General features: G+C 45.3%; 17 protein-coding genes. 8 read left to right on the top strand and 9 right to left on the bottom strand.

The window, feature by feature from the left end:
- The first annotated feature begins 12 nt into the window (after window positions 1-12).
- A complete protein-coding gene (locus F0231_RS18015) occupies window positions 13-462 on the top strand; it encodes a hypothetical protein (RefSeq protein ID WP_171761081.1) in 450 nt (149 codons plus the stop codon).
- On the opposite strand, the gene F0231_RS18010 is transcribed toward F0231_RS18015, so the two are convergent.
- The 4 genes from F0231_RS18010 to F0231_RS17995 all read right to left on the bottom strand — a co-directional run bounded on the left by F0231_RS18010 (window position 452) and on the right by F0231_RS17995 (window position 4,839).
- A complete protein-coding gene (locus F0231_RS18010; protein WP_171761080.1) occupies window positions 452-1,609 on the bottom strand; it encodes a hypothetical protein in 1,158 nt (385 codons plus the stop codon). The genes F0231_RS18015 and F0231_RS18010 overlap by 11 nt on opposite strands.
- Before the next feature lie 36 nt (window positions 1,610-1,645).
- Entirely contained in the window at window positions 1,646-3,340 is a 1,695-nt protein-coding gene (locus F0231_RS18005) for a hypothetical protein (RefSeq protein ID WP_171761079.1), read from the bottom strand.
- A 341-nt stretch (window positions 3,341-3,681) separates the two neighbouring features.
- Window positions 3,682-3,837, bottom strand: coding sequence for a hypothetical protein (locus F0231_RS18000; protein WP_171761078.1), 156 nt, complete (start codon window positions 3,835-3,837; stop codon window positions 3,682-3,684).
- 3 nt (window positions 3,838-3,840) lie between these two features.
- Window positions 3,841-4,839, bottom strand: coding sequence for a LacI family DNA-binding transcriptional regulator (locus F0231_RS17995; RefSeq protein ID WP_171761077.1), 999 nt, complete (start codon window positions 4,837-4,839; stop codon window positions 3,841-3,843).
- 236 nt (window positions 4,840-5,075) lie between these two features.
- On the opposite strand from F0231_RS17995, the gene F0231_RS17990 reads away from it, so the two are divergent.
- A complete protein-coding gene (locus tag F0231_RS17990) occupies window positions 5,076-5,993 on the top strand; it encodes an aminoimidazole riboside kinase (protein WP_171761076.1) in 918 nt (305 codons plus the stop codon).
- Window positions 5,994-6,173: 180 nt separating this feature from the next.
- Window positions 6,174-7,400, top strand: coding sequence for a sodium/glutamate symporter (gene gltS / locus F0231_RS17985; protein ID WP_171761075.1), 1,227 nt, complete (start codon window positions 6,174-6,176; stop codon window positions 7,398-7,400).
- An 82-nt stretch (window positions 7,401-7,482) separates the two neighbouring features.
- Here the strand turns inward: gltS and F0231_RS17980 are convergent, their stop codons facing one another.
- Window positions 7,483-9,120, bottom strand: a complete 1,638-nt coding sequence (locus F0231_RS17980) for a glycoside hydrolase family 32 protein (RefSeq protein WP_171761074.1) — start codon at window positions 9,118-9,120, stop codon at window positions 7,483-7,485.
- A gap of 153 nt (window positions 9,121-9,273) precedes the next feature.
- Window positions 9,274-10,263: a LacI family DNA-binding transcriptional regulator gene (locus F0231_RS17975; protein WP_171761073.1), complete on the bottom strand. Its 990-nt coding sequence runs from the start codon at window positions 10,261-10,263 to the stop codon at window positions 9,274-9,276.
- Between the two features lie 243 nt (window positions 10,264-10,506).
- Between F0231_RS17975 and F0231_RS17970 the strand changes: the two genes are divergently transcribed.
- From F0231_RS17970 to F0231_RS17960, 3 genes are all read left to right on the top strand, one after another.
- The gene (locus F0231_RS17970) at window positions 10,507-11,946 is read left to right on the top strand and encodes a sucrose-specific PTS transporter subunit IIBC (protein WP_171761072.1); all 1,440 of its coding nucleotides are present in this window, start codon (window positions 10,507-10,509) and stop codon (window positions 11,944-11,946) included.
- Window positions 11,947-12,114: 168 nt separating this feature from the next.
- Window positions 12,115-12,357, top strand: coding sequence for a hypothetical protein (locus tag F0231_RS17965; protein ID WP_171761071.1), 243 nt, complete (start codon window positions 12,115-12,117; stop codon window positions 12,355-12,357).
- 156 nt (window positions 12,358-12,513) lie between these two features.
- Window positions 12,514-13,008 carry a YcxB family protein gene (locus tag F0231_RS17960; protein WP_171761070.1) on the top strand — a complete coding sequence of 165 codons (495 nt, stop codon included), beginning with the start codon at window positions 12,514-12,516 and terminating at the stop codon, window positions 13,006-13,008.
- A 3-nt stretch (window positions 13,009-13,011) separates the two neighbouring features.
- On the opposite strand, the gene F0231_RS17955 is transcribed toward F0231_RS17960, so the two are convergent.
- Both F0231_RS17955 and F0231_RS17950 read right to left on the bottom strand, forming a co-directional pair.
- A complete protein-coding gene (locus F0231_RS17955) occupies window positions 13,012-13,383 on the bottom strand; it encodes a hypothetical protein (protein ID WP_171761069.1) in 372 nt (123 codons plus the stop codon).
- Window positions 13,384-13,417: 34 nt separating this feature from the next.
- Window positions 13,418-14,290 (bottom strand): patatin-like phospholipase family protein, encoded by an 873-nt coding sequence (locus tag F0231_RS17950; RefSeq protein WP_171761068.1) that lies wholly within the window; start codon window positions 14,288-14,290, stop codon window positions 13,418-13,420.
- Between the two features lie 306 nt (window positions 14,291-14,596).
- On the opposite strand from F0231_RS17950, the gene F0231_RS17945 reads away from it, so the two are divergent.
- Window positions 14,597-16,105: a DUF3360 domain-containing protein gene (locus F0231_RS17945; protein ID WP_171761067.1), complete on the top strand. Its 1,509-nt coding sequence runs from the start codon at window positions 14,597-14,599 to the stop codon at window positions 16,103-16,105.
- Window positions 16,106-16,431: 326 nt separating this feature from the next.
- Here the strand turns inward: F0231_RS17945 and F0231_RS17940 are convergent, their stop codons facing one another.
- Window positions 16,432-18,120, bottom strand: a complete 1,689-nt coding sequence (locus F0231_RS17940; protein WP_171761066.1) for an ABC transporter substrate-binding protein — start codon at window positions 18,118-18,120, stop codon at window positions 16,432-16,434.
- A 91-nt stretch (window positions 18,121-18,211) separates the two neighbouring features.
- On the opposite strand from F0231_RS17940, the gene F0231_RS17935 reads away from it, so the two are divergent.
- A complete protein-coding gene (locus tag F0231_RS17935; RefSeq protein WP_171761065.1) occupies window positions 18,212-19,423 on the top strand; it encodes an MFS transporter in 1,212 nt (403 codons plus the stop codon).
- Window positions 19,424-19,904: the final 481 nt, after the last annotated feature.

Raw genomic sequence — 19,904 nt, 5'->3', positions numbered from 1 at the left:
GAGAGGCCGACCATGAACGATCTGGATTTAGAACTGGAACACATCTTTTTAGAAGTAAGAGCGGAACGCTGGCATCAAATAGAGCGTTTCCTTTTTAGCTACTACTGCTATCGATGTGGTTACGTGACTAAACAAGATAAGCCCGATTGGGAAAGTGCGCGCAAGCATGCCCCTCGTTCAAAAGGTTTTGAATCAATAGCGAGTTCAGCGCTTGAGCCTATCGTTCCTTTAGCGGTTGTGATTGGTGAACTCAAACGCTATTGGCGAGATGGTGACTTAACTCTACAGCGCGCCCGACGTCTACTCGACTCGCTTTTAGACTATGTAGTGATTTCGAAATCGGAACTTCAAGTGCTTAAAAAAGCTGGCTTGCAAAACGCAATGCCAGCTTCTTGGTATCAAAGTACAGAACGTGAGCCGTTAGCTCGGTTCAATGCCGCTGGTATTCTGATTAAGGAATAGCCGGTGGATCAATCGTAGTCCAGTTTCCATCAATCAATGTTGAGTGGTTATCAATGCCAAAGTACTCATTGAACGTGCCACCAATTTGACCATGGCAGCTTTGGTGCAGATTAAGGGAAATATAGTTATCCCAATCAAAGGTACCTGTTAGATCCACATCCCCTTCAATATCAAACGTTGAGCCAAACTGACACTCGAGTGTACTTGCAGTTAAACCACCTCCATCAGAAACACTGAATGAACTGTTTTTCGATACCAACACTTCACCGGTAACTGACGCATCGCCCCAAACCGCCAAGCGAGAGTTTCCATAAGCTTCGATATTGCCTGAGACTGTCATCGCATCCGCTTCCACAACAGAACCTCCTTCAGATACGACTTTCGATGCGTTAATCGCATTTGCGAAGATGAATGAGCTGCCAATCGCTTCTACGATACCCAGGTTCACTGTGTCATTATCAATCACAACAGACGAATTCACATCAGACATCACTTGGTCTGCACTACCTGTCACGCTATCTTTAACATCTACTGTCGAGTTTCTACTTGCGCGTAGAGCTAGGTTATTGATCGACCCGCCATTGATACGCAGGTAAGAAGTTCGAATATCAACGTTAATCACATACTCATCACCGTCCGGTACCCCTGTCGGCAACACCACATTTTCGAAACGAACATTGGAATTATTGCGGGCTATTACCGTGCCCTCTAACGTTAGATTCTGCAGGCGAACATTTGATTGACCGTCAATAAATACTGATTCTCCATCCCAATCAGGGTCGTCGAACGCAGCAATTGACGCTGTACCTCCACCGTCAATTCGTACATCGTTGCGAGTGATTTCAACTGCATCACACGTACCTGTAATGTTATAGGTGGTACGAGTAGAGGTATTACGTGAATCCTCAAGTGCCGTCGCTAGTGCCGTCGAATCATCATCACAGTCGACGCCAACCGTCGTGTATGCATCGGTTGCCGAGTTTTCTAAATCAGACACACGCGTATCCAAATCTGAAAAGTTCTCATTGACCTCACTTGCCAGTGCAGGTGTTCCTGAGCTGAATGTATTCGGTACTGCAGCCGACGCCGAAGAGGCTAAAATCAAACTGATGCTAGTAGCCAACCAAGTTGTGTTTATGTATTTCATGTTAATTATCCTTTCAATTCCGTTTAACCGAGTCGGCTACTGCCAAGTCGCATCATCCCAATTGGTGTTGTCCCACGTTAACGCAGCATTAGAGTCACAAGCATCGCCAAGCCCATCACCGTCTCCATCGGCTTGATCTGCGTTTGGTGTCGTTAAGCAGTTATCGCTGTCATCGGCAATACCATCGTTATCCGCATCGCCTGGGAATTGATCATCTTCGTTGTCCCCTAAGCCATCGTTATCCGCGTCAACCCATTCAGTAGGGTCGTTAGGAAATTCATCAACATCGTTGGTATAACCATCATTATCAGAGTCATTCGGATATTGATCGTCTTCGTTATCACCTAAACCGTCATCGTCAGCGTCAGCCCACTCTGTTGAGTCCGTCGGAAACTCGTCGACATCGTTACTGTAACCATCATTGTCGGTATCATTTAGGTACTGGTCGTCTTCGTTATCACCTAAACCATCATTATCACCATCCGCCCACTCGGTCGGATCGTCATCAAAGAGATCTTGGTTGTCACCATAACCGTCATTATCGGCATCTGCCCATTCTGTTGGGTCGTCATCGAACGGGTCTTGATTGTCTCCATATCCATCGCTATCGGCATCTGCCCATTCTGATGGGTCTTCGTCAAATGCATCAATGTTATCCCCATAACCGTCGCTGTCGTTGTCGTTCCATTCAGTCCCATCTTTCGGGAATGCGTCGTCAATACTGTCAACACCGTCTGAATCATGGTCACCTGCTCGCGAGCTATCGGTTGGAAAAGCATCTATCTCGTCGGGGTAAATATCATCTTGACCATTCACCGTATCATCATTGAGATCAGCGTTGTTACCAGTACCATCACCATCAGAGTCAAGGCTTTCAGTCGGATCATTAGGGAAATCATCGAGGTCGTTCGGCACACCGTCATTATCAGTATCGCTTGAAAAATCGACACCATCGGTAGCGCCACCTACATTGTCGAATGTCTTGCTGTTGTCTCCAGCCACCTCTTCAATCTTTTTCTTAATCTCATTATTCACTGACGCGGTGACAGAGAAAAACTTGGTCCCTTCAGACTCATTTTCGGCAACTTGTTCCAGTTCAGCCGGTGTCGAAGGAAGCACGTTAGAATCCACTAAATTCTCAGCAGCATAAGCAGCAGCTTGTACGCCTGACTCAACAAAATCACCTAAGATCTGGTTCTCATCCAACCCAAGCTGGTCGGCAACCTGTTGTATCGCCGCTTGTTTCGCAGCCTCAATGGCAGCAGCATCGTCAGAGTCCGTGGTATTTTGCTCAACAAGAACATGCACTAAAGTCGAAAGCGGTGTGACGTCTGTTTCGCCTGGTGGCGCGGACATCATGTAGTCATCCGAAACGGTAATATTGGGTTCATCTTCGTCAACGGTTTGTCCAGCGATCGCTTGAACAACAACCGGGTATTGTTCTGGGTTGTCGATCCCTGTTACGTCAAGGTCTGCGACACCACCGTTGCCTGAAATCGCATTAGGTTCACCGTCATCGAGAAGGTAGTTACCGTTCAGATCAAGCCACACCCGAGCATTACGCAGATATCCATCGATGGCAGTCACACTGTAACTTGTGGTATTTGAAGGGGTACTGGGAGTTGCAGGATCGCTAGGGCTTCCTGACACAGTGGTGCTATCATCGTGGCATCCTGACAGCACGATTGCACCAGCTAGCCAAAGAGCCAGCGAGATAGAGTTGAGTCTCATTTGAATATCCATATTGTTGCACTAACCAACGTCGCTTAAAAAGCTAATATCCGTTGCTTATATTTTCAAGATTGAGACCTTGTGCCGAATTTTACCTATTGACAACGTTGTTATTTATGTAATTCATCGACTTGTGGATGTTTGGATATTTAACGATAAAATCATTATTTTTAAATATATTATAAATTAGTGATTTACTGCTCACGAAAATAATCATTGAAAGCGTAAATTAATCATACAAAGCAGATATTGATCACATTATCAATAACCGATCAAGCAAAGCTTTTGGATCTCTTGCCCTTTGTTCTTCTCCTAAGAGCACAAAATATAACAACCTATATTCAACGTGTATTAGATTGATACAAGTTAAATACAAGCTGGTTATCAGAGGGAAGACGGTGCCCTGCAGGGTAAGCACCAGACTCAATCGGGTGCATGAGGTCTTGTGCAACTTGCAGATACAAAGGTAATGATTGGTGTTTATGTAACTCTTTCATGGTTTAACGTCGGCTGTGGATTTTTGCAGGAAAGACCAAGCATTCCGCTTTACGGTTTGGTTCATTAAGCAGAGATTTCCCTGCCTCAAACAGAGCATTGGCGATCAGCTCGCAATCTTGCTCGACCGAATCTATTTTAACCGGTAAGCAGTCTAGAATGTCATAGTTATCAAACGTTGCTAGCCTGACGGACGTATCCAGTAAGTCGTGCTCCGTGAGGTAACGCAGTACCCCTTCCAACAACGAATAAGACGCGGTGAAAATCGCTTCAGGCCTACGCCCTAACTTCTCCATCACCTGCTCCATCATCTCATAGCCCGAAGATGGTTGGTAATCTTTGTTGAAAACATTGTTCGGGTTATAAGGCACCCCACTTTGCTCTAATCCAGCGAGGTAGCCTGCAAAACGATCACGGCTTGGGGAAAGGTCCAGCTGACCACCAATGTAGACACATTCACTTACCCCATCGACTAACTTGGCCACGACTTGTTGCGTGGCACTCGATGCATCGGTCTTTATGTTGATAAACGCACTATCATCAATCACTCGGTCAAACAGAATCAAGGGCGTCGTCTGTTTAACTTGATGAAAGAATCGCTCTTCAGTCATGGAGGTTGCGATCAGCAACACGTCAACTTGCCGATCCACTAAGCTTTGAATCGCTTGTTGTTCTAGCTCTGGGTTATCTTCAGACGACGCAATCAATAGTTGGTAGCCACTGCGGCGACACAGCAGTTCGAGACTTTTCGCAATACGCGCAAAACCCATGTTCGCCAGATCAGGAATGACCAAACCTGCCGTATAGGTTTGTTTCGATTTGAGTGCACGGGCATAGATACTTGGCGAATAGTTGTGAGCAAAAGCGATCGCTTCAACCTTTTTCACTGTCTCTTCATTGATTCGATGTTTCTTTGCGTGACCATTGAGCACGAAACTCACCGTCGACTTAGAAACCCCGGCAAGCTCTGCGATGTCAGCCAATTTAAACTTTTTGTTTGTCATTCTTTCCCTATTTCGACTTCAAATTTTGAAGTCAGTGCGTTGTATCGTCGCGACTATTACTCACTATGATACGACGAAGCCCATCAATAGAAAGTTGATCCTCAAGGGAGACTAAAAAGATCGTTGTCGATCACACTTTCCTGCGATTTACGCCATTATAACGCTAAACAGATAGAAAGCTAAATCGTTTTAGCTATATAATCCAACCAAGTTCAAAATCAATTGAGGTAAGTAAGATGAACAGAGTTTGGGTAACAGGTGATGCCGTCGTTGACCTAATTCCAGATACAGAGTCAACGTATCTAAAATGCCCAGGTGGTGCCCCCGCTAACGTCGCGGTTGCGATTGCTCGTTTAGGTGGCGATACCGCATTTTTTGGCCGCGTTGGACAAGATCCTCTGGGTCGTTTTATGAAACAAACATTGAGCAGCGAAAACGTCGATACCAAGCACATGCTGCTTGATGATGCGCAACGTACTTCAACTGTGATTGTTGACCTTGATGATTCAGGAGAGCGCAGCTTTACCTTTATGGTCAAACCGAGTGCTGATCAATTCCTACGAACAGAAGACATTCCTCAATTCAACGCTGGTGAGTGGCTGCATGTGTGTTCGATTGCTTTGGCCAACGAACCAAGCCGCAGCTCGACACTAACAGCAATGAAACAGATCAAAGAAGCTGGCGGCTTTGTTAGCTTTGACCCTAACCTTCGCGAGGAAGTATGGGCAAATCCTGAAGAGCTAAAGCCTGTGGTTAACGAAGCTATCGCGCTTGCTGATGTGGTGAAGTTTTCTGACGATGAACTGATGTTCTTAACCGATTGTGATTCATTAGAAGCCGGTCTTGCCGCTATAGAGAACTACAACAATACGCTGGTTCTGATTACTCAAGGTGCTAAGGGCGCACTCGTCGTCTTTAATAAAGAGCAACGCCTTATCTCAGGACAAGCGGTTAAGCCTGTCGATACAACAGGCGCGGGCGATGCGTTCGTTGGTGGTTTACTAGCGAAGCTCTCTCAAGATAATGAGTGGGCAAGCACGCAGGGCATTGAAACCGCCGTCAATTGGGCAAATGGCTGTGGCGCATTGGCGACGACACAAAAAGGGGCAATGACTGCACTGCCGACTCAAGCCGCGCTGATAGAATACATCTAACGATTCACATCAAGTTAGTTCGAAGCCCTGAGATGAAGATCTTGGGGCTTTTTGCTATGAGCGCTGCTGACCAATGTAAATGTTTGCGACTTACACGCTAAGTCTTTGTATAGACTACTTGATCCGAGACAAAGGTGCATATTACGGTAAGGGATAAACCACCCTTCATCCGGAGTACATATGGATTTTGTAGACGGCGTGTTGCGTATTGAGTCTTTTCTCGCAGTCACTCTTGGCATCATTGTTTTATTCTTGGGTCGTAGATTGACTCAAATGAGCTCATTTTTAAAAGAGTTTAGCATTCCAGAGCCAGTCTCTGGCGGCATACTCGTTTCTGTTATCTTTACCATCATCTACTACGCCGCAGGGGTCAACGTCGAGTTCGACCTTGCTACTCGCGACCTATTACTGGTTTACTTCTTCACCACCATTGGTATTAACGCCAGCCTCAAAGATCTGCTTAAAGGTGGAAAACCCCTCATCGTGCTGCTTGTCATTACTATCGGCTATATGTTGATTCAAAACCTAACAGGCATCGGTGTTGCAACCTTACTCGATCAGCCACCCGTTGTCGGCATGTTGAGTGGCAGTGTCTCGCTTATCGGTGGTCATGGTACTGCGATTGCGTGGTCGCCTAAAATTGCCGATATGTTTGGCCTTCAAACCGCGATGGAAATTGGTATCGCGAGCGCCACATTTGGTTTAATTCTCGCTAGTTTGATGGGCGGGCCTATCGCTAAGTACCTCATCAATAAACACAACTTAACACCAAGCAAAGTTGAGAAAATGGACGTTGGCACATCACCTGATAAACCCGATCCAAAAATCACTTCTTACGACTTTTTAGATGCGATGCTGGCTATTCATATCTGTATCATCATCGGTGGTATTCTCAATGAAGTCGTCAGTCAGCTTGGCCTTGATCTGCCATTGTTTGTAACCTGTCTTTTCGCGGGTATTTTGATCTCTAACCTTATCCCCGACAACTACCCAAGGCTGACCGGAACGCGCTGGCCATCGAGGAAACCTGCCGTAGCATTGATTGCAGATATGGCGCTGGGCGCTTTCTTAGCGATGTCATTAATGAGTATGCAGTTATGGGCTTTAGTCGACCTTGCAGGCCCAATCTTCATGATTCTAGGCGCGCAGTTTATTGTTGCCATACTAGTGGCCATCTTCGTCGTGTTCCCATTGATGGGCAAAACTTACGATGCAGCGGTGGTTTGTTCAGGTTTTGGTGGAATCTCATTAGGTTCAACGCCAACAGCGATGGCTAACATGTCAGCGGTCACTCAAAAGTACGGTAACTCTCACCAAGCCTTTATCATTGTGCCATTGGTCTGTGCGTTCTTTATTGATTTAGCCAACGCATTGATCATCCCTTACTTCTTGAAAGTTCTTGGCTAACTGATTACAGGAACTACTTGTTGGGTAGCCCTTTGAATAAAAATAAAAACGGCACTTCAGTGAGTGCCGTTTTTGTAGAATGCTATTTGTTAGCGACCATGAAAGGCGGGCAACTTGAGTTAAGCCTTTTAACACACACTTCAACTTGTCCTTCTTCAACTGAAATGCCCGTTGCATCTAGTGCCGTAAACACGCGTGATGTCATCACCGCTTCGCCGCCATTGATAAAGACTTCGATGGATGAAGTATCAGCGAGAATGCGAAGCTTAACGGTGTCACTCGACAGTGGAATTTCGCGCACAGTATCTTGCGCTCGGTTAAGGCTTTGAGAGCGATCCATGTATAAGCGTTTGTTTTCAGCATCTGCCGTCAGCACGAGTTTATGCTCACTCCCTTCGAATAGATTCAGTGTAGTGCCCCACTCTAACTCAACCGACAAATCAAACGCTTTGGTCTCTAAGTCATAACGAGTTTGAGATAGCGTTAGGTGTTGTTCACCTTGCGCCAAAGAATCTATTTCAGCGATTGGCCATTGGTTTAGGCGTCCCTCTTTGACCGTCAGTTCGCGCAGTGCGGTCAGCTGATGTACCCAACCACTGTCGGTAGAAGGTTGATCGATTTCATCTGGTAACCCCATCCAACCTGACATCACACGTCGACCATCTTCGGTCAACATAGTTTGCGGTGCATAGAAATCGAAACCGTAATCGAGATGTTCGAAATCACTCAATTCTAACCCTGATAGCTCATTCCATGCCGCCTTAGCAATACCGTTATGGTGAGGAATGGAATTGTGCTTAGAGAATGACTCAATCCCCTGTGGCCCAATAACAGCAAAAGTCTGCTCTGCGATGGTAAACATGTCGGGACACTCCCACATGTAACCGAAGTCGCCAAACTCATCACCATATAGGCGATCAAACTGCCACGTTTTTAGATCGGCTGAGCGGTAAACCGCAAGTCGACCTCTTAACTCTGTTGTTTGAGCACCAAGTAGCATTAACCATTGGTCACCGTGACGGATAATTTTAGGATCGCGAATGTGCTCAGTAACGCCCGGAGGTAACTCACCCACGACAGGACCATGCTTAACAAAGTGAATGCCATCGGTCGAGGTCGCTAAACACTGGGTTGTGTGTCTATCACGTTGCTCACCAATACGAGTGTTCCCTGTGTAAAACAGCATTAACTCACCGTTGTGGCTTAACGCATGACCCGAAAATACGCCATGAGCATCAAACCAGTCTGAAGGAGTTAGCGCTAACGGCTGCCATGACCAATTGATTAAGTCTCGACTGGTTAAGTGCGCCCAATACTTATCTTTGTGCACACAAGCGTATGGATACCACTGATAGAACAGGTGATATTCGCCATTGTGGTAGATAAAACCGTTGGGATCGTTCAGTAAACCTTGAGGAGGTGACACGTGCCAGCTTGGGCGGTGTGGGCACTCCACTGGCATCGAGACAGCGTCTGCTTGCTGCTTTTGTGCTGATGCGATCATCGCTCCGATTTTAAGCAGAGTATCGTCATTGATAGATTCAGGTCGGTTGAACACGACTTGAGGCTCACCCAGGACGTGATTGATTACCACGATGTCATTACTCGCTTCAACCAACGACACCTCTTTGACTGCAAAGATCAAAGCAGATTCGGGCGTCAGCACCCGAGTGATATTGTTTTCTCCACCACAGAGGATGATAAAGTGATCAACAGACATTTGTACTTACCTAAAACTGGGAACGTTTGCAAAACTACAATAATCACTCAGAGATCACAAGATGAAGTTCGCTATCAGTATTAGTAATGCGTGATCATACGCACAAAAAAAGCCTGACGAATCAGGCTTTCTATTCAAGGAGACAAGTTAAGATTAGCAGGTTTCGCGGTCTATATTTTGGAACGTCAGTACCACCTTGCTCATGACTTGAGGTGTTCCTTCAATCAGATCCAACAACACTTTAGCGCCACTTTCCCCTGCTTTATCAAAAGCATAGTTGAACGTTGATAGACTTGGAGAGTTGATGTAACCAATCTCATCATTACCCACGCCAAGCAGTTTTACCTCTTTTCCTACCTCAATGTCGGCCTCTTTCAATGCTTTGATCGCACCAACCGCAATTCGGTCTGTCGCACAAAAAACACCATCAAGGCTCGGGTAATCGTTAATCAGCCTTTTCATATTCGCATAACCCGACTCAATGCTGAACTCACCGTGACAGTGGAACAGCAGTTCATGCTCACCGTGCATAGCCAACGCTTGCTTTAGCCCGTCGGAACGCAGTTTATCAACCGCAACATCGGTATCCGGCACACCGATAAACCCTATGTGCTTACACCCTGCCGCTAACAAGCGATTGCCGGCTTCAAAGCCTACTCTTAAATCATCATGAACAATGCTTGGGATGTTGAACAGTGAGCCGTCTTGGCCCACCAGCACAACAGGCGCTTTAGATTGGTTAATGGCTTTGACCAACTCAGTATCAATGTGAGTCGCGTAAAGGATGATCCCCTCGACACGTTTTTGGTTAAACAATTGAATATATTCAATTTCTTTCGATTCAGTTAACTGCGTACTGGCTAAGAGTACCTGTTTACCTGCTTGCTCGAAGATGTGGCTGAGCCCGTCAACACCTTGTGCAGTTGCGTTCGAAGATACGCGAGGCACAATTACGCCAACCAAATTTGTCTTTTGTGATTTTAGGTCTTTTGCTACTTGATTGACGACATAGCCAACCTCCTGCACCGCTTTCATCACCTTCTGCTTAGTAGCCTCTTTCACGCCATACTCGTTGTTAACCACCCGAGATACGGTTGATTTAGACACTCCAGCCAATTTCGCCACATCGTGCAAGCTAGCCATAAGCTCAGCCCTTTATAAGTTATTGGGATTGTTTGCAAAAACTAACAGATCTAGGCATAAAATCCACTGTGCCTAAACGGTTTAGCAAAAAAGTTTAGCAGATCAAACTCACATAAACATTGAATATATTTTGACTACGACTGATAAATCACCAAAAATCCACATTGCAAACGTTCCCAAAAGGTATTCAACACCTTTTTGAACTATTAACTTATAAGCAAAAGATAACAACCGGGGTTTGGAATGAACTATCCAATAATTGCAAAAGAGCTGCTGGAGCTACTTGGAGGTAGAGACAACCTTCAAGCGCTTGCCCACTGTGCAACACGCCTACGCTTGGCACTAAAAGATGAATCAATCGTCAATGAAGAAGCCATTAGTAACCTAGATGGCGTAAAGGGTCAGTTTAAGGTTGCAGGCCAATACCAGATCATTTTTGGTTCTGGCATTGTTAACCAAGTGCATGCGGAAATGGCAAAACTAACGGGTATGACAGAGATGTCGACCAGTGAAGTCGCTAGCGCAGGTGCTCAAAAACAAAACATCGTTCAGCGCGCAGTAAAAGGCCTGTCTGATATCTTTGTGCCAATCATTCCAGCGATTGTGGCTGGTGGTCTGTTGATGGGTATCTTCAACCTACTGACAGCCAAAGGTCTATTTATCGACGGTCAATCGCTGATCGACGCAAACCCTGGGCTTGCTGATCTGGCGAGCATGATCAACACCTTCGCTAACGCACCTTTTGTCTATCTTCCTGTTTTATTAGCGTTTTCAGCCAGTAAGAAGTTTGGCGGCAACCCATTCTTGGGCGCGGCATTGGGTATGCTGATGGTTCACCCAGATCTTCTGAACGGCTGGGGATTCGGTGGCGCAAGTGTTGCGGGAACTATCCCGACTTGGAACATCTTTGGATTTGAAATTCAAAAAGTCGGTTACCAAGGTTCTGTTCTGCCAGTACTTGTTTCAGCCTTCATTCTAGCTAAGGTCGAAAGCGGTCTACGTAAAATTATCCCTTCTGTACTGGATAACCTACTGACCCCAATGCTGGCGATCTTTATCACTGGTTTCCTTACCTTTACTCTAGTCGGCCCAATCACTCGTGATATCGGCTTCTTACTGGGTGATGGTCTGAACTGGTTATATGACTCAGCGGGCTTCATTGGTGGCGCTCTGTTTGGTTTCATCTACGCACCATTCGTAATCACAGGTATGCACCACAGCTTTATTGCGATTGAAACTCAGCTTCTTGCCGATATTGCGATTACTGGTGGTACGTTTATTTTCCCTATCGCGGCTATGTCTAACATCGCTCAAGGTGGTGCGGCGCTGGCGGTCGGCTTTACAACCAAAGACACCAAACTAAAAGGTATTGCGATGCCTTCTGGCTTTACGGCGCTATTGGGTATTACTGAACCTGCAATGTTCGGTGTTAACTTGAAGCTACGTTACCCGTTTATCGCAGCGATCATCGGTGCTGCTTCGGCAAGTGCATTCATCACACTGTTTAACGTGAAAGCGCAAGCTCTAGGTGCTGCTGGACTGCCTGGTGTTATCTCTATTGTTCCTGACAAGCTTGGTTACTATGTAGCGGGTATGGCAATTTCATTCGCTGTCGCCTTTGCCCTAACCCTTGTTCTTGGCGCTCGTGAGCGAGTCAAAGCGGGTAAAGCGGCAACTGCCTAATTAAGTTTAGTATCGGACTAGAACAGTCCCCGTAGTCAAAATCTGTTTTGGCTCCTGCCCCACTTTCGAGTGGGGCTTTTTATATTATAATGGCAAAAACAACACTAATTAGACAGACACGTGTTGCACTGGCAGCCATTTGTCCGATTTTAAACTAAAAGATTTACTATGAATTTTGATATTAATGCACTGAAACACCACCAATTAGTCGAAGATGGCGAACTAGAGGGGTGTTACCTACATCAACCTGTACAAGGCAGCCAACAAGATGACAAAGAGGTTCTAGCAGAGCGCCAAGCACTTGAAAGTCTTGGCTATAAAGTGGTTCAGGTGAAAGCAAAAGGTGGAACAACAACGTTCGCCGAGGCGATGCAACAACTTGCTAAGAAAACGGGACACCAGACAAAGTAATAGTGAATGGATTACAAGAGGCAAGCTAGCACTGCCTCTTGATTTATAAAAGACAACGAAATATCTAAAGAAAAGCATCGAGAAACGATACAATGCCCAAGTTGCACGCTCGCAGCATTGAACACTCATTCAAAGACAACCTTAAAGTAGCTACACATGTCTAAAGATCCCGGTTTCACCACAGAATACACACTCGACAAAGTCTTCTTTGCTGAATGTTATGACCAAACGAGCGTCCCTGCTCAATTTCCCAAATCCTATCTAAAAGGGTTTCTATTTCTCATTTTCGGTGTGGTCTTACTCGAGTTTGAACTGTTACCCAACGGTTATGTTGGTTGGTTCTTCATTGTTTTGAGCGTCATTGAAGCATTCAGCGTCTACTGCAAAAGAACGTGGTGGTTGTGGCGACAACGAATCAGCTCTGGGGCTGGTAGCAAGGTGTTTTTTAAAGGTGACTTAAACGGCGTGAGTTACAAAAACTATAAAACCACCAACACCATCGCGTGGAATCAGATCGACGAGCTGGAGCAGACTGACCTAGGCCTTATCATCCATATTGGTAAACAGCGTCAATACGTCAGTAAGTCTTGCCTAAGCGATGAAGCGATTGCATTCATGGTAGAACAGCACGCCGCTGCACAAGAAAGCTAACAGTTAGAAGCTACTATAAGAATGGGGAAGGCATTTCTCTTCATCCCAGCCTGACAACTCAATATTGATCAATGACTTGCGCTTCTCGTTACACAGAGAAGCGATATTAATGAGAGGTAGCTGACTACGAAACTGCGCCGTTAATATCACCTTTTTACTTTCGCTAAGGCTTCTTCGACATTGCGCCAAAATCGCTTGCGTATCTAGCTGGTGTGCATTCTCTATAATCTGCACATCAGCGTTCTGTTGATAGCACTCTATCAACCAAGATACAGCAGCCAATTCTGAACTGGTGAGTACGATGACATCTTTTGTTGCCATAAGCTCGTGGGGTTCGCACTCTTTAAGTTCAAGTGTTTTGAGTTCAGCTTGCATAAATACTCTCTTCGTAACGGTCGCGACCCACTAATTAAAGTCGATTGCCCAGTTTAGCCTTTGCCAAATGATAGCCTCTGTCTATCATCTCTTGTGAGCGATCAAACTCTAAGGTACCACAGGCATTACGTGGAATCTCAAGTGTAATATCGGCGGGGTATGCGGCCAATTTCTGGCGAGCAATTGTCGACTGCATGGCATCAAACGCTTGGTTAGCAATGTCGTAGGCTGCAAAATTGAAGCTCATTTTGCTTTTTACACTGCTACCTAGGTTATCGATAAAGTGAACGACCTTCTCGTGCAGCTTGCTCTCTTTTGTTGGTAAGGAAAGAGGTGTCACTTCCTGTTTAACCATTTCAGGTTTACCACCTAAGTTCACAGCCAACGTAACGTCTGTATTATCTCCAAAGGTAGGCGCAATTGGTACGGGATTGAGTACACCGCCATCAATGAGCTCTTCGCCATTAATGACATGAGGAGTGAAGAACAATGGCAAAGAGATAGAGGCGCGAATAGCATCAAACAGAGAGCCGGATTGCAGCCAAACCTCTTTTTCATCGGCGACGTTAGCGGCAACTGCGGTATAAGGGATAGCCAAATCTTCAATTGCAATCTCACCGATCAGTTCACGTAGTGTGTCGATGATCTTATCCCCTTTGAAGATCCCACTTGATTGCCACGAAAAGTCCAACATCATAGCCATGTCCGATTGGTCGATACTGGTGACCCACTCTTCGAATTCATCCAATTTTCCGGCCGCATAAACACCACCGATAAGTGCTCCAATTGAACAGCCAGAGATGGATTTTATCTGGTAATCATGTTCAATCAACCAGCGGATGATTCCAACATGAACCAAGCCTCTTGCACCACCACTACCAAGTACCAATGAAACCGTTTTTGCCATCGTACTAATCCTTTAATTTTTGATTCTAGAGCGCCTAATTCGCAGATTGACCAATTTTCCAATAATTCTGATACGTAGATTCTATCACTTCCAAGGCTGAACGTCGTAGAAATTGAGACCGACTATCTATGGCACCTAACACAGTAGACAAACTCTACGACTAATGTCTAACCGCCTGAGACTATTTGTTTTTTTCAGTTTGGTTTAAGGTACTAACAACTTAAATGATTACGTTTATTTGAGTGCCGTGAGTTAACAACGTTTGTTGCAACAACACACCACAGAGTGTGAATGAAAGGAATCACAATGAGCAGCACCTTAGAGTCCGTACACCTACGAGCAGATAAGCCTCAAACCAACGAGGATGAACTCACTTATGAACAACAACACAAACCAAGATCGGAATTTGATTCCCGAGAGCAGTATCTAGAACACGAACTACAAATCATGTCGCCAAAGCGCTGGCGCCCGAACTTGCCGTCTAAAGATTATCGATTCGAGGTAGAAGATACCATTCCAGCAATGGCAGCAACCATTGGGAAAGTGGTGATGGTGGGTGCCATTGCAACAACCTTTGCTAGCGCATTCGGGCTGAATGAGGGTTTTATTCTAGAAAACGTTCGTTATGAATTACTCATTGCCTCCGTTTTCATTATTCTTTTCTCTGGTTTTTTACTGCCTACCGCGAACCTTGCGGGTACACATGGTCCACTCATACCTTTAATTCCGATTGTCGTTGCGGCAGGCGGACACCCGATGGCCTTTGGCTTACTCATTGGCGCTTTTGGCTTACTGCTCGCTATCAGTAAAGGTGGCAGCATGTTGGCCAACCTCACCAGTAAAGGCGTATGTGGCGGCTTATTGCTCTACTTAGGTTTTGTTGGAACGGTTTCTCAAGTCAAAAAGCTGTTCGCTTGGGCTGAGGGAATAGACATGAGCCATATCGCTTTTGTCGTCATCTTTTGCACCATCATTTTATACGCGTTATTAGAGCATTTTCGTAAACGTTGGCTAGCAGTTCCGCTTAGTTGCTTGCTCGGTGGCAGTATTGCTTTTGCCATGGGCGCGCCGTTTTCTTTTCAAACCGAGCCTGGTTTACCTAACATGAACCCTATGTATTGGTGGGGTGAGAATACGGGGTGGATGCTAGGCCTACCGACCATTGAACACTTCATGGTGGTATTGCCCTTTGCGATATTAGCCGTGGCTATGTGGTCACCAGATTTCCTAGGCCACCAAGTGTTTCAAAAGATCAGCTATCCAGAACGTACCGAAAAAGTACATATGAACATTGACGATACCATGACTACAGCGTCAATTCGTCAAACCTTCGGTTCTTTGCTCGGTGGTACTAACTTTACCTCTTCATGGGGGACGTACATTGTACCTGCAGCGATCGCTAAACGCCCTATTCCCGCTGGCGCTTTGCTAACAGCTCTATTCTGTATCATCGCTGCTGTTTGGGGTTACCCAATGGATTTGGCTATCTGGCAACCTGTGCTTTGTGTTGCGCTGATTGTTGGGGTATTTGTGCCACTGCTAGAAGCAGGCATGGAGATGACGCGTGAAGGCAAGACCACTCAATCAGCAGCCATTGTTGTGTTCTCTTCAGCACTGGTTAACCCTGCATTTGGTTGGTCTCTAACCATGCTGTTAGATAACTTAGGCTTAGTCGGTTGTAAAGAACGCAGTGGTGAGCTGAGTAAAATGAGCCGTTGGGTGCTACCTGGCATCATGTTTATTGTGCTCACAAGTGTGATGGCGTTGGTTGGCCTACTACCCGGTATACCTGCGATTATCCCAACCTTTCGATAATCGCTAGATACGAGAAAACGCTTTTGGGTATTTTACCCCTCGGCTATAGCTTTAAAAAAATAAGGCCTCGCAATTGCGGGGCCTTTGGTTTTCTAAGGTAGTGACCAGCCAACACATTACTGTCCCATTATTGGTTGAGCCAAAAAGCTTACGCTCTCGATTCGGTGAGTTTTAACCAAACACAACTAACCTAAAATACAAGACTCACAAAGCGCGAAAAATGGTTTCATTTTGCTGCTCTTGGCTCAAATGCAAGATTAAGGTTATCGGCACCTTCATTGAAAGAGAGTATTTTTATTGATCAACTGACTGGAATCACGCCCCATTTAACGGCTTTCAAAAACAACCTGATTGAAGTCGATCCAACCATTAGTAAGAAGATCCATCGCATTCACTTTATGAGAGATTCTCATATCTTGCGCGCATTGAAACAGAGGCATATAAATCGCTTTTCGAATCAACTCGCGCTCAATTCGCTGATAACCTTGAACACGCATCTCCTCTTCCGTTTGAGACAAATTATCAAACACTTGCTGTTCGAACCAAGATTTTGATTTCTGATTCAAGCTCGCCGTCACGGTGTTAGTACACAACAACCATCCAAGCCAAGAACTCTCCTTATGTTCACCAAACACTTCACCAGAAACGATAATATCGGCTTTCGATTGCCGGTCTATTTGATCAAATTCAGGATATGGCAGTACAGTAAGATTTGACTTCAAACCATGCTGACAAAGCAGTGCCGTGATATTTTCAGCCGCTTCAATATGTCCTGGCAGCTGATAAGTTAAGACCTCAAGGGGCACCTGATTCGCGGAAGACAAGTCCACCGCCTTGCCTAGCTTTAAGGGTTCAAGGCTTGTCATTCCTGAGGCTCGTCGATAAACCATAGTGTCTCTCACACCGTTCATCGGCAAGGATTGCAATAACTGTTGGATGTATCGACGATGTTTTGCCAACTTCATCCACGCGTTGTTTGCACTGTTTAAACAAGCGTAGATACAGCCCTCTTCCCACTGTTGTACCTGTTTGAATTCATCAGCAATATCCGGGGCAGAGCTGCCGTGCACAATATCGCAATGCATTTGAAAGTCATTTGCAGATAAGCCCATGTTCCAGATTTCTACGCCATCTAGCCAAGGTCGATAGCCGTGATAATGAGGAGATGCAGTAAGTAGCGTTCGGTAATCGGTTTGCTCTGCCAATCGAAACGCTCCACTTCCGACTATCGTACCGTCGCTATTTAATTTGGAAACTGACAGCGCACCATGTGCCATCAGCCTTGGCAGATAGTGAGACAAACGTTTGGAGCGAATTCGTAAGGTGTACTCGTCGACCACAGAAAACTCATCAATGAGTAAGAACAGACCTCGACTCACCGAGTTTGACGAGATGATCGACTCATAGGCTGCCTTCACATCAAATGCAGTCAGTGCTGAGCCATCCCAGAACTTAAGTGACTTACGCAGTCGAACCTCTAGCATATCGCCTGTATGCACCCAAGTTTGCGCTAAATCGCCTTCCAACTGGCCTGTATCTCTGTTGAAACGTAACAGGTTCGCATAGAGGTAATCAGCGATGTGCTGTTCAGTACGCCTAGATATTTCATAGGGGATCAAGCTGTGTGTCGCTCGATAAAATGGGATTTGGAGGATGTCTTGATCGTTATCTTGCTGTTGATATTGACTAACAAACTCGGCAATGAACTGATCACGATCTTTGCTTCTGATAAGGTTCAACGCTTGATCGGCTTTTCCCTCATTCATCCAAAACTTAGCTTGTTCGATTAATGTGGTGTGTACCGATTCTTTAAGGAGAAGCTGAGGTAAATTCCCTCTGCCAACACCCGACTTCCAATCTATGATCGACTCTTCCACCAGCCTTTTGATGACTAATTGCGCGTTACGACGCGTGCAGTTCAACGCTTTCGTTATGTCATCTAATGAAATCGGTGTCCATCGGCCTATCTCAAATCCAAAGTCTCGCAAAAATACCAAAGCTAACCAATAACGCATAAAGGTGAAATCCTAAAATTATATTTCTATTTTTCTTCATCTTTTATTTTCAAATAATAGCCGTGTTACCAAAAATAAAAAGGATATTTAGATGAATACGTTAGCTGAGTCTCATGGCTCCATATGGAAGAATAGACCCTTCGTTACGTTGTTTAGCAGTGCTCTGTTTGTTAGCTTCGCGAGCCAAATCTACACACTTGCACTACCTTTGTTGGTGTATGAACTGACCCAATCTTCCGAATGGATGGGTTGGATGAGAGCCGTTGAGTTTATGCCCAATCTATTACTGGCGCTGTTTATTGGCGTGTGGGTCGATCGCAGCGATAAAAAGCAGTGGTCGCTGACCATGTTGCTTGGTCAGGCTATAACGGTGTTTATCTCGTTCCTCGCGGTTGAGTTCCTTGCAGAGCCATTGTGGGTTCTGTTCCCATGTGCGTTCTTAATGATGGCGTTTAACTACGGCTACCACAATGCGCGTATGTCGATTCAGAAAAGCGCGCTTTCCCATGAAACTCAGAATGTGGCGACAGCTCGAATGAGCTCCTTGGGCAGTTTTATGGAAACCGTTGGGCCTGTGCTCTCAGGGGCCATCATGTTGCTGGCCACCATTCATAACGTCTTCATCGGTGTAGCACTTTTGATGCTACTGGCTTTTTGGCAGCTCAAAAGGCTCGACGTAAAAACACCTATCAACACAGACAAACAAAGTACTTTCAGCGCGATAAAAGAGGGATGGCAAGCACTACGTAATGAGCAGAACATGTGGTTGATTACTCTTGCTGTCATGGTCATCAACACAACAGGTGCCGTATTCTGGATTCAGGCTATCTATTATGCCAAAGCAGATTTAGGATTGAATGCGGTGGGCGTCAGTTATCTGATCGTCGCTTCTGGTATTGGTGGTCTTATCGGTGCATTCAGCGCTGACAAGTTACGCAAGAGATGGGGGCTGGGATGGCTTCTCATTGTCTCAATCGCACTCGAATCCATCGGGTTTGTGATTCCACTGGCCATGGGGAATCAAACAGCGCTAATTGCTGGGTTCTTTTGGGTATCCGCTGTGGGTCTATATAGCAGCATCTGTATCTGGAGTTACCGCCAAGAAGCCTTTGATGTCAGCGTTCTAGGTCGGGTAAACGGGATAACAGGCTCGCTATTCAAACTCCTGATGCCATTTGGTCTTGCAGGTTCAGGTTATCTCACATCATTGATTGGTATTAAGTGGCTGTTCGTTGGGTGTTTTGCTACACAGTTACTAATAGCACTTTGGTTAATGACAACCAGCGTCCGTTCTATTCGTTAATAGCAAAATAGCTGATTAAAAAAACAATACATTTATTCGATGACAATGCAGAGAGTCATCGTTGGTAGCAATAGACGTGCCCCCTTTTAACAAAACGGGGGCATTAAACTTAGCTACTTCCCATACTTTTAGTTATCTATGAATTTCTAATTTAGGGGACACTGTAGCTCATTTATGTCTAGAACCTTTACAGTTGGCACTTCGTAACTCAGAAATGCCCCAAAACTTGTTAGATCAAATGCTCTACATATTTTATGTGCGTGCGTTTTCCCTACAAAACCTAATATTAAGCTTGAATGTCGTTCGAGTTGTCGAAAGACAATATAGTTTATTCGATTCCAATAAAGTCTGATCATTTCAATAAAAGTTGTCACTTTTTCTCTGCTATTTTATTCCGAATGAGGTTATGTGAACCGACGATAGCAAACATGCTTTACCCACTATGAGTTTTACTTGATTACGTTCTCAATGTGAGAACAAA

It is taken from the genome of Vibrio sp. RE86 (assembly GCF_013114545.1).
In the GTDB taxonomy this organism is placed as follows: domain Bacteria; phylum Pseudomonadota; class Gammaproteobacteria; order Enterobacterales; family Vibrionaceae; genus Vibrio.
Note: the sequence above shows the minus strand (reverse complement) of the source record. Positions and strands in the feature narration are given on the sequence as shown.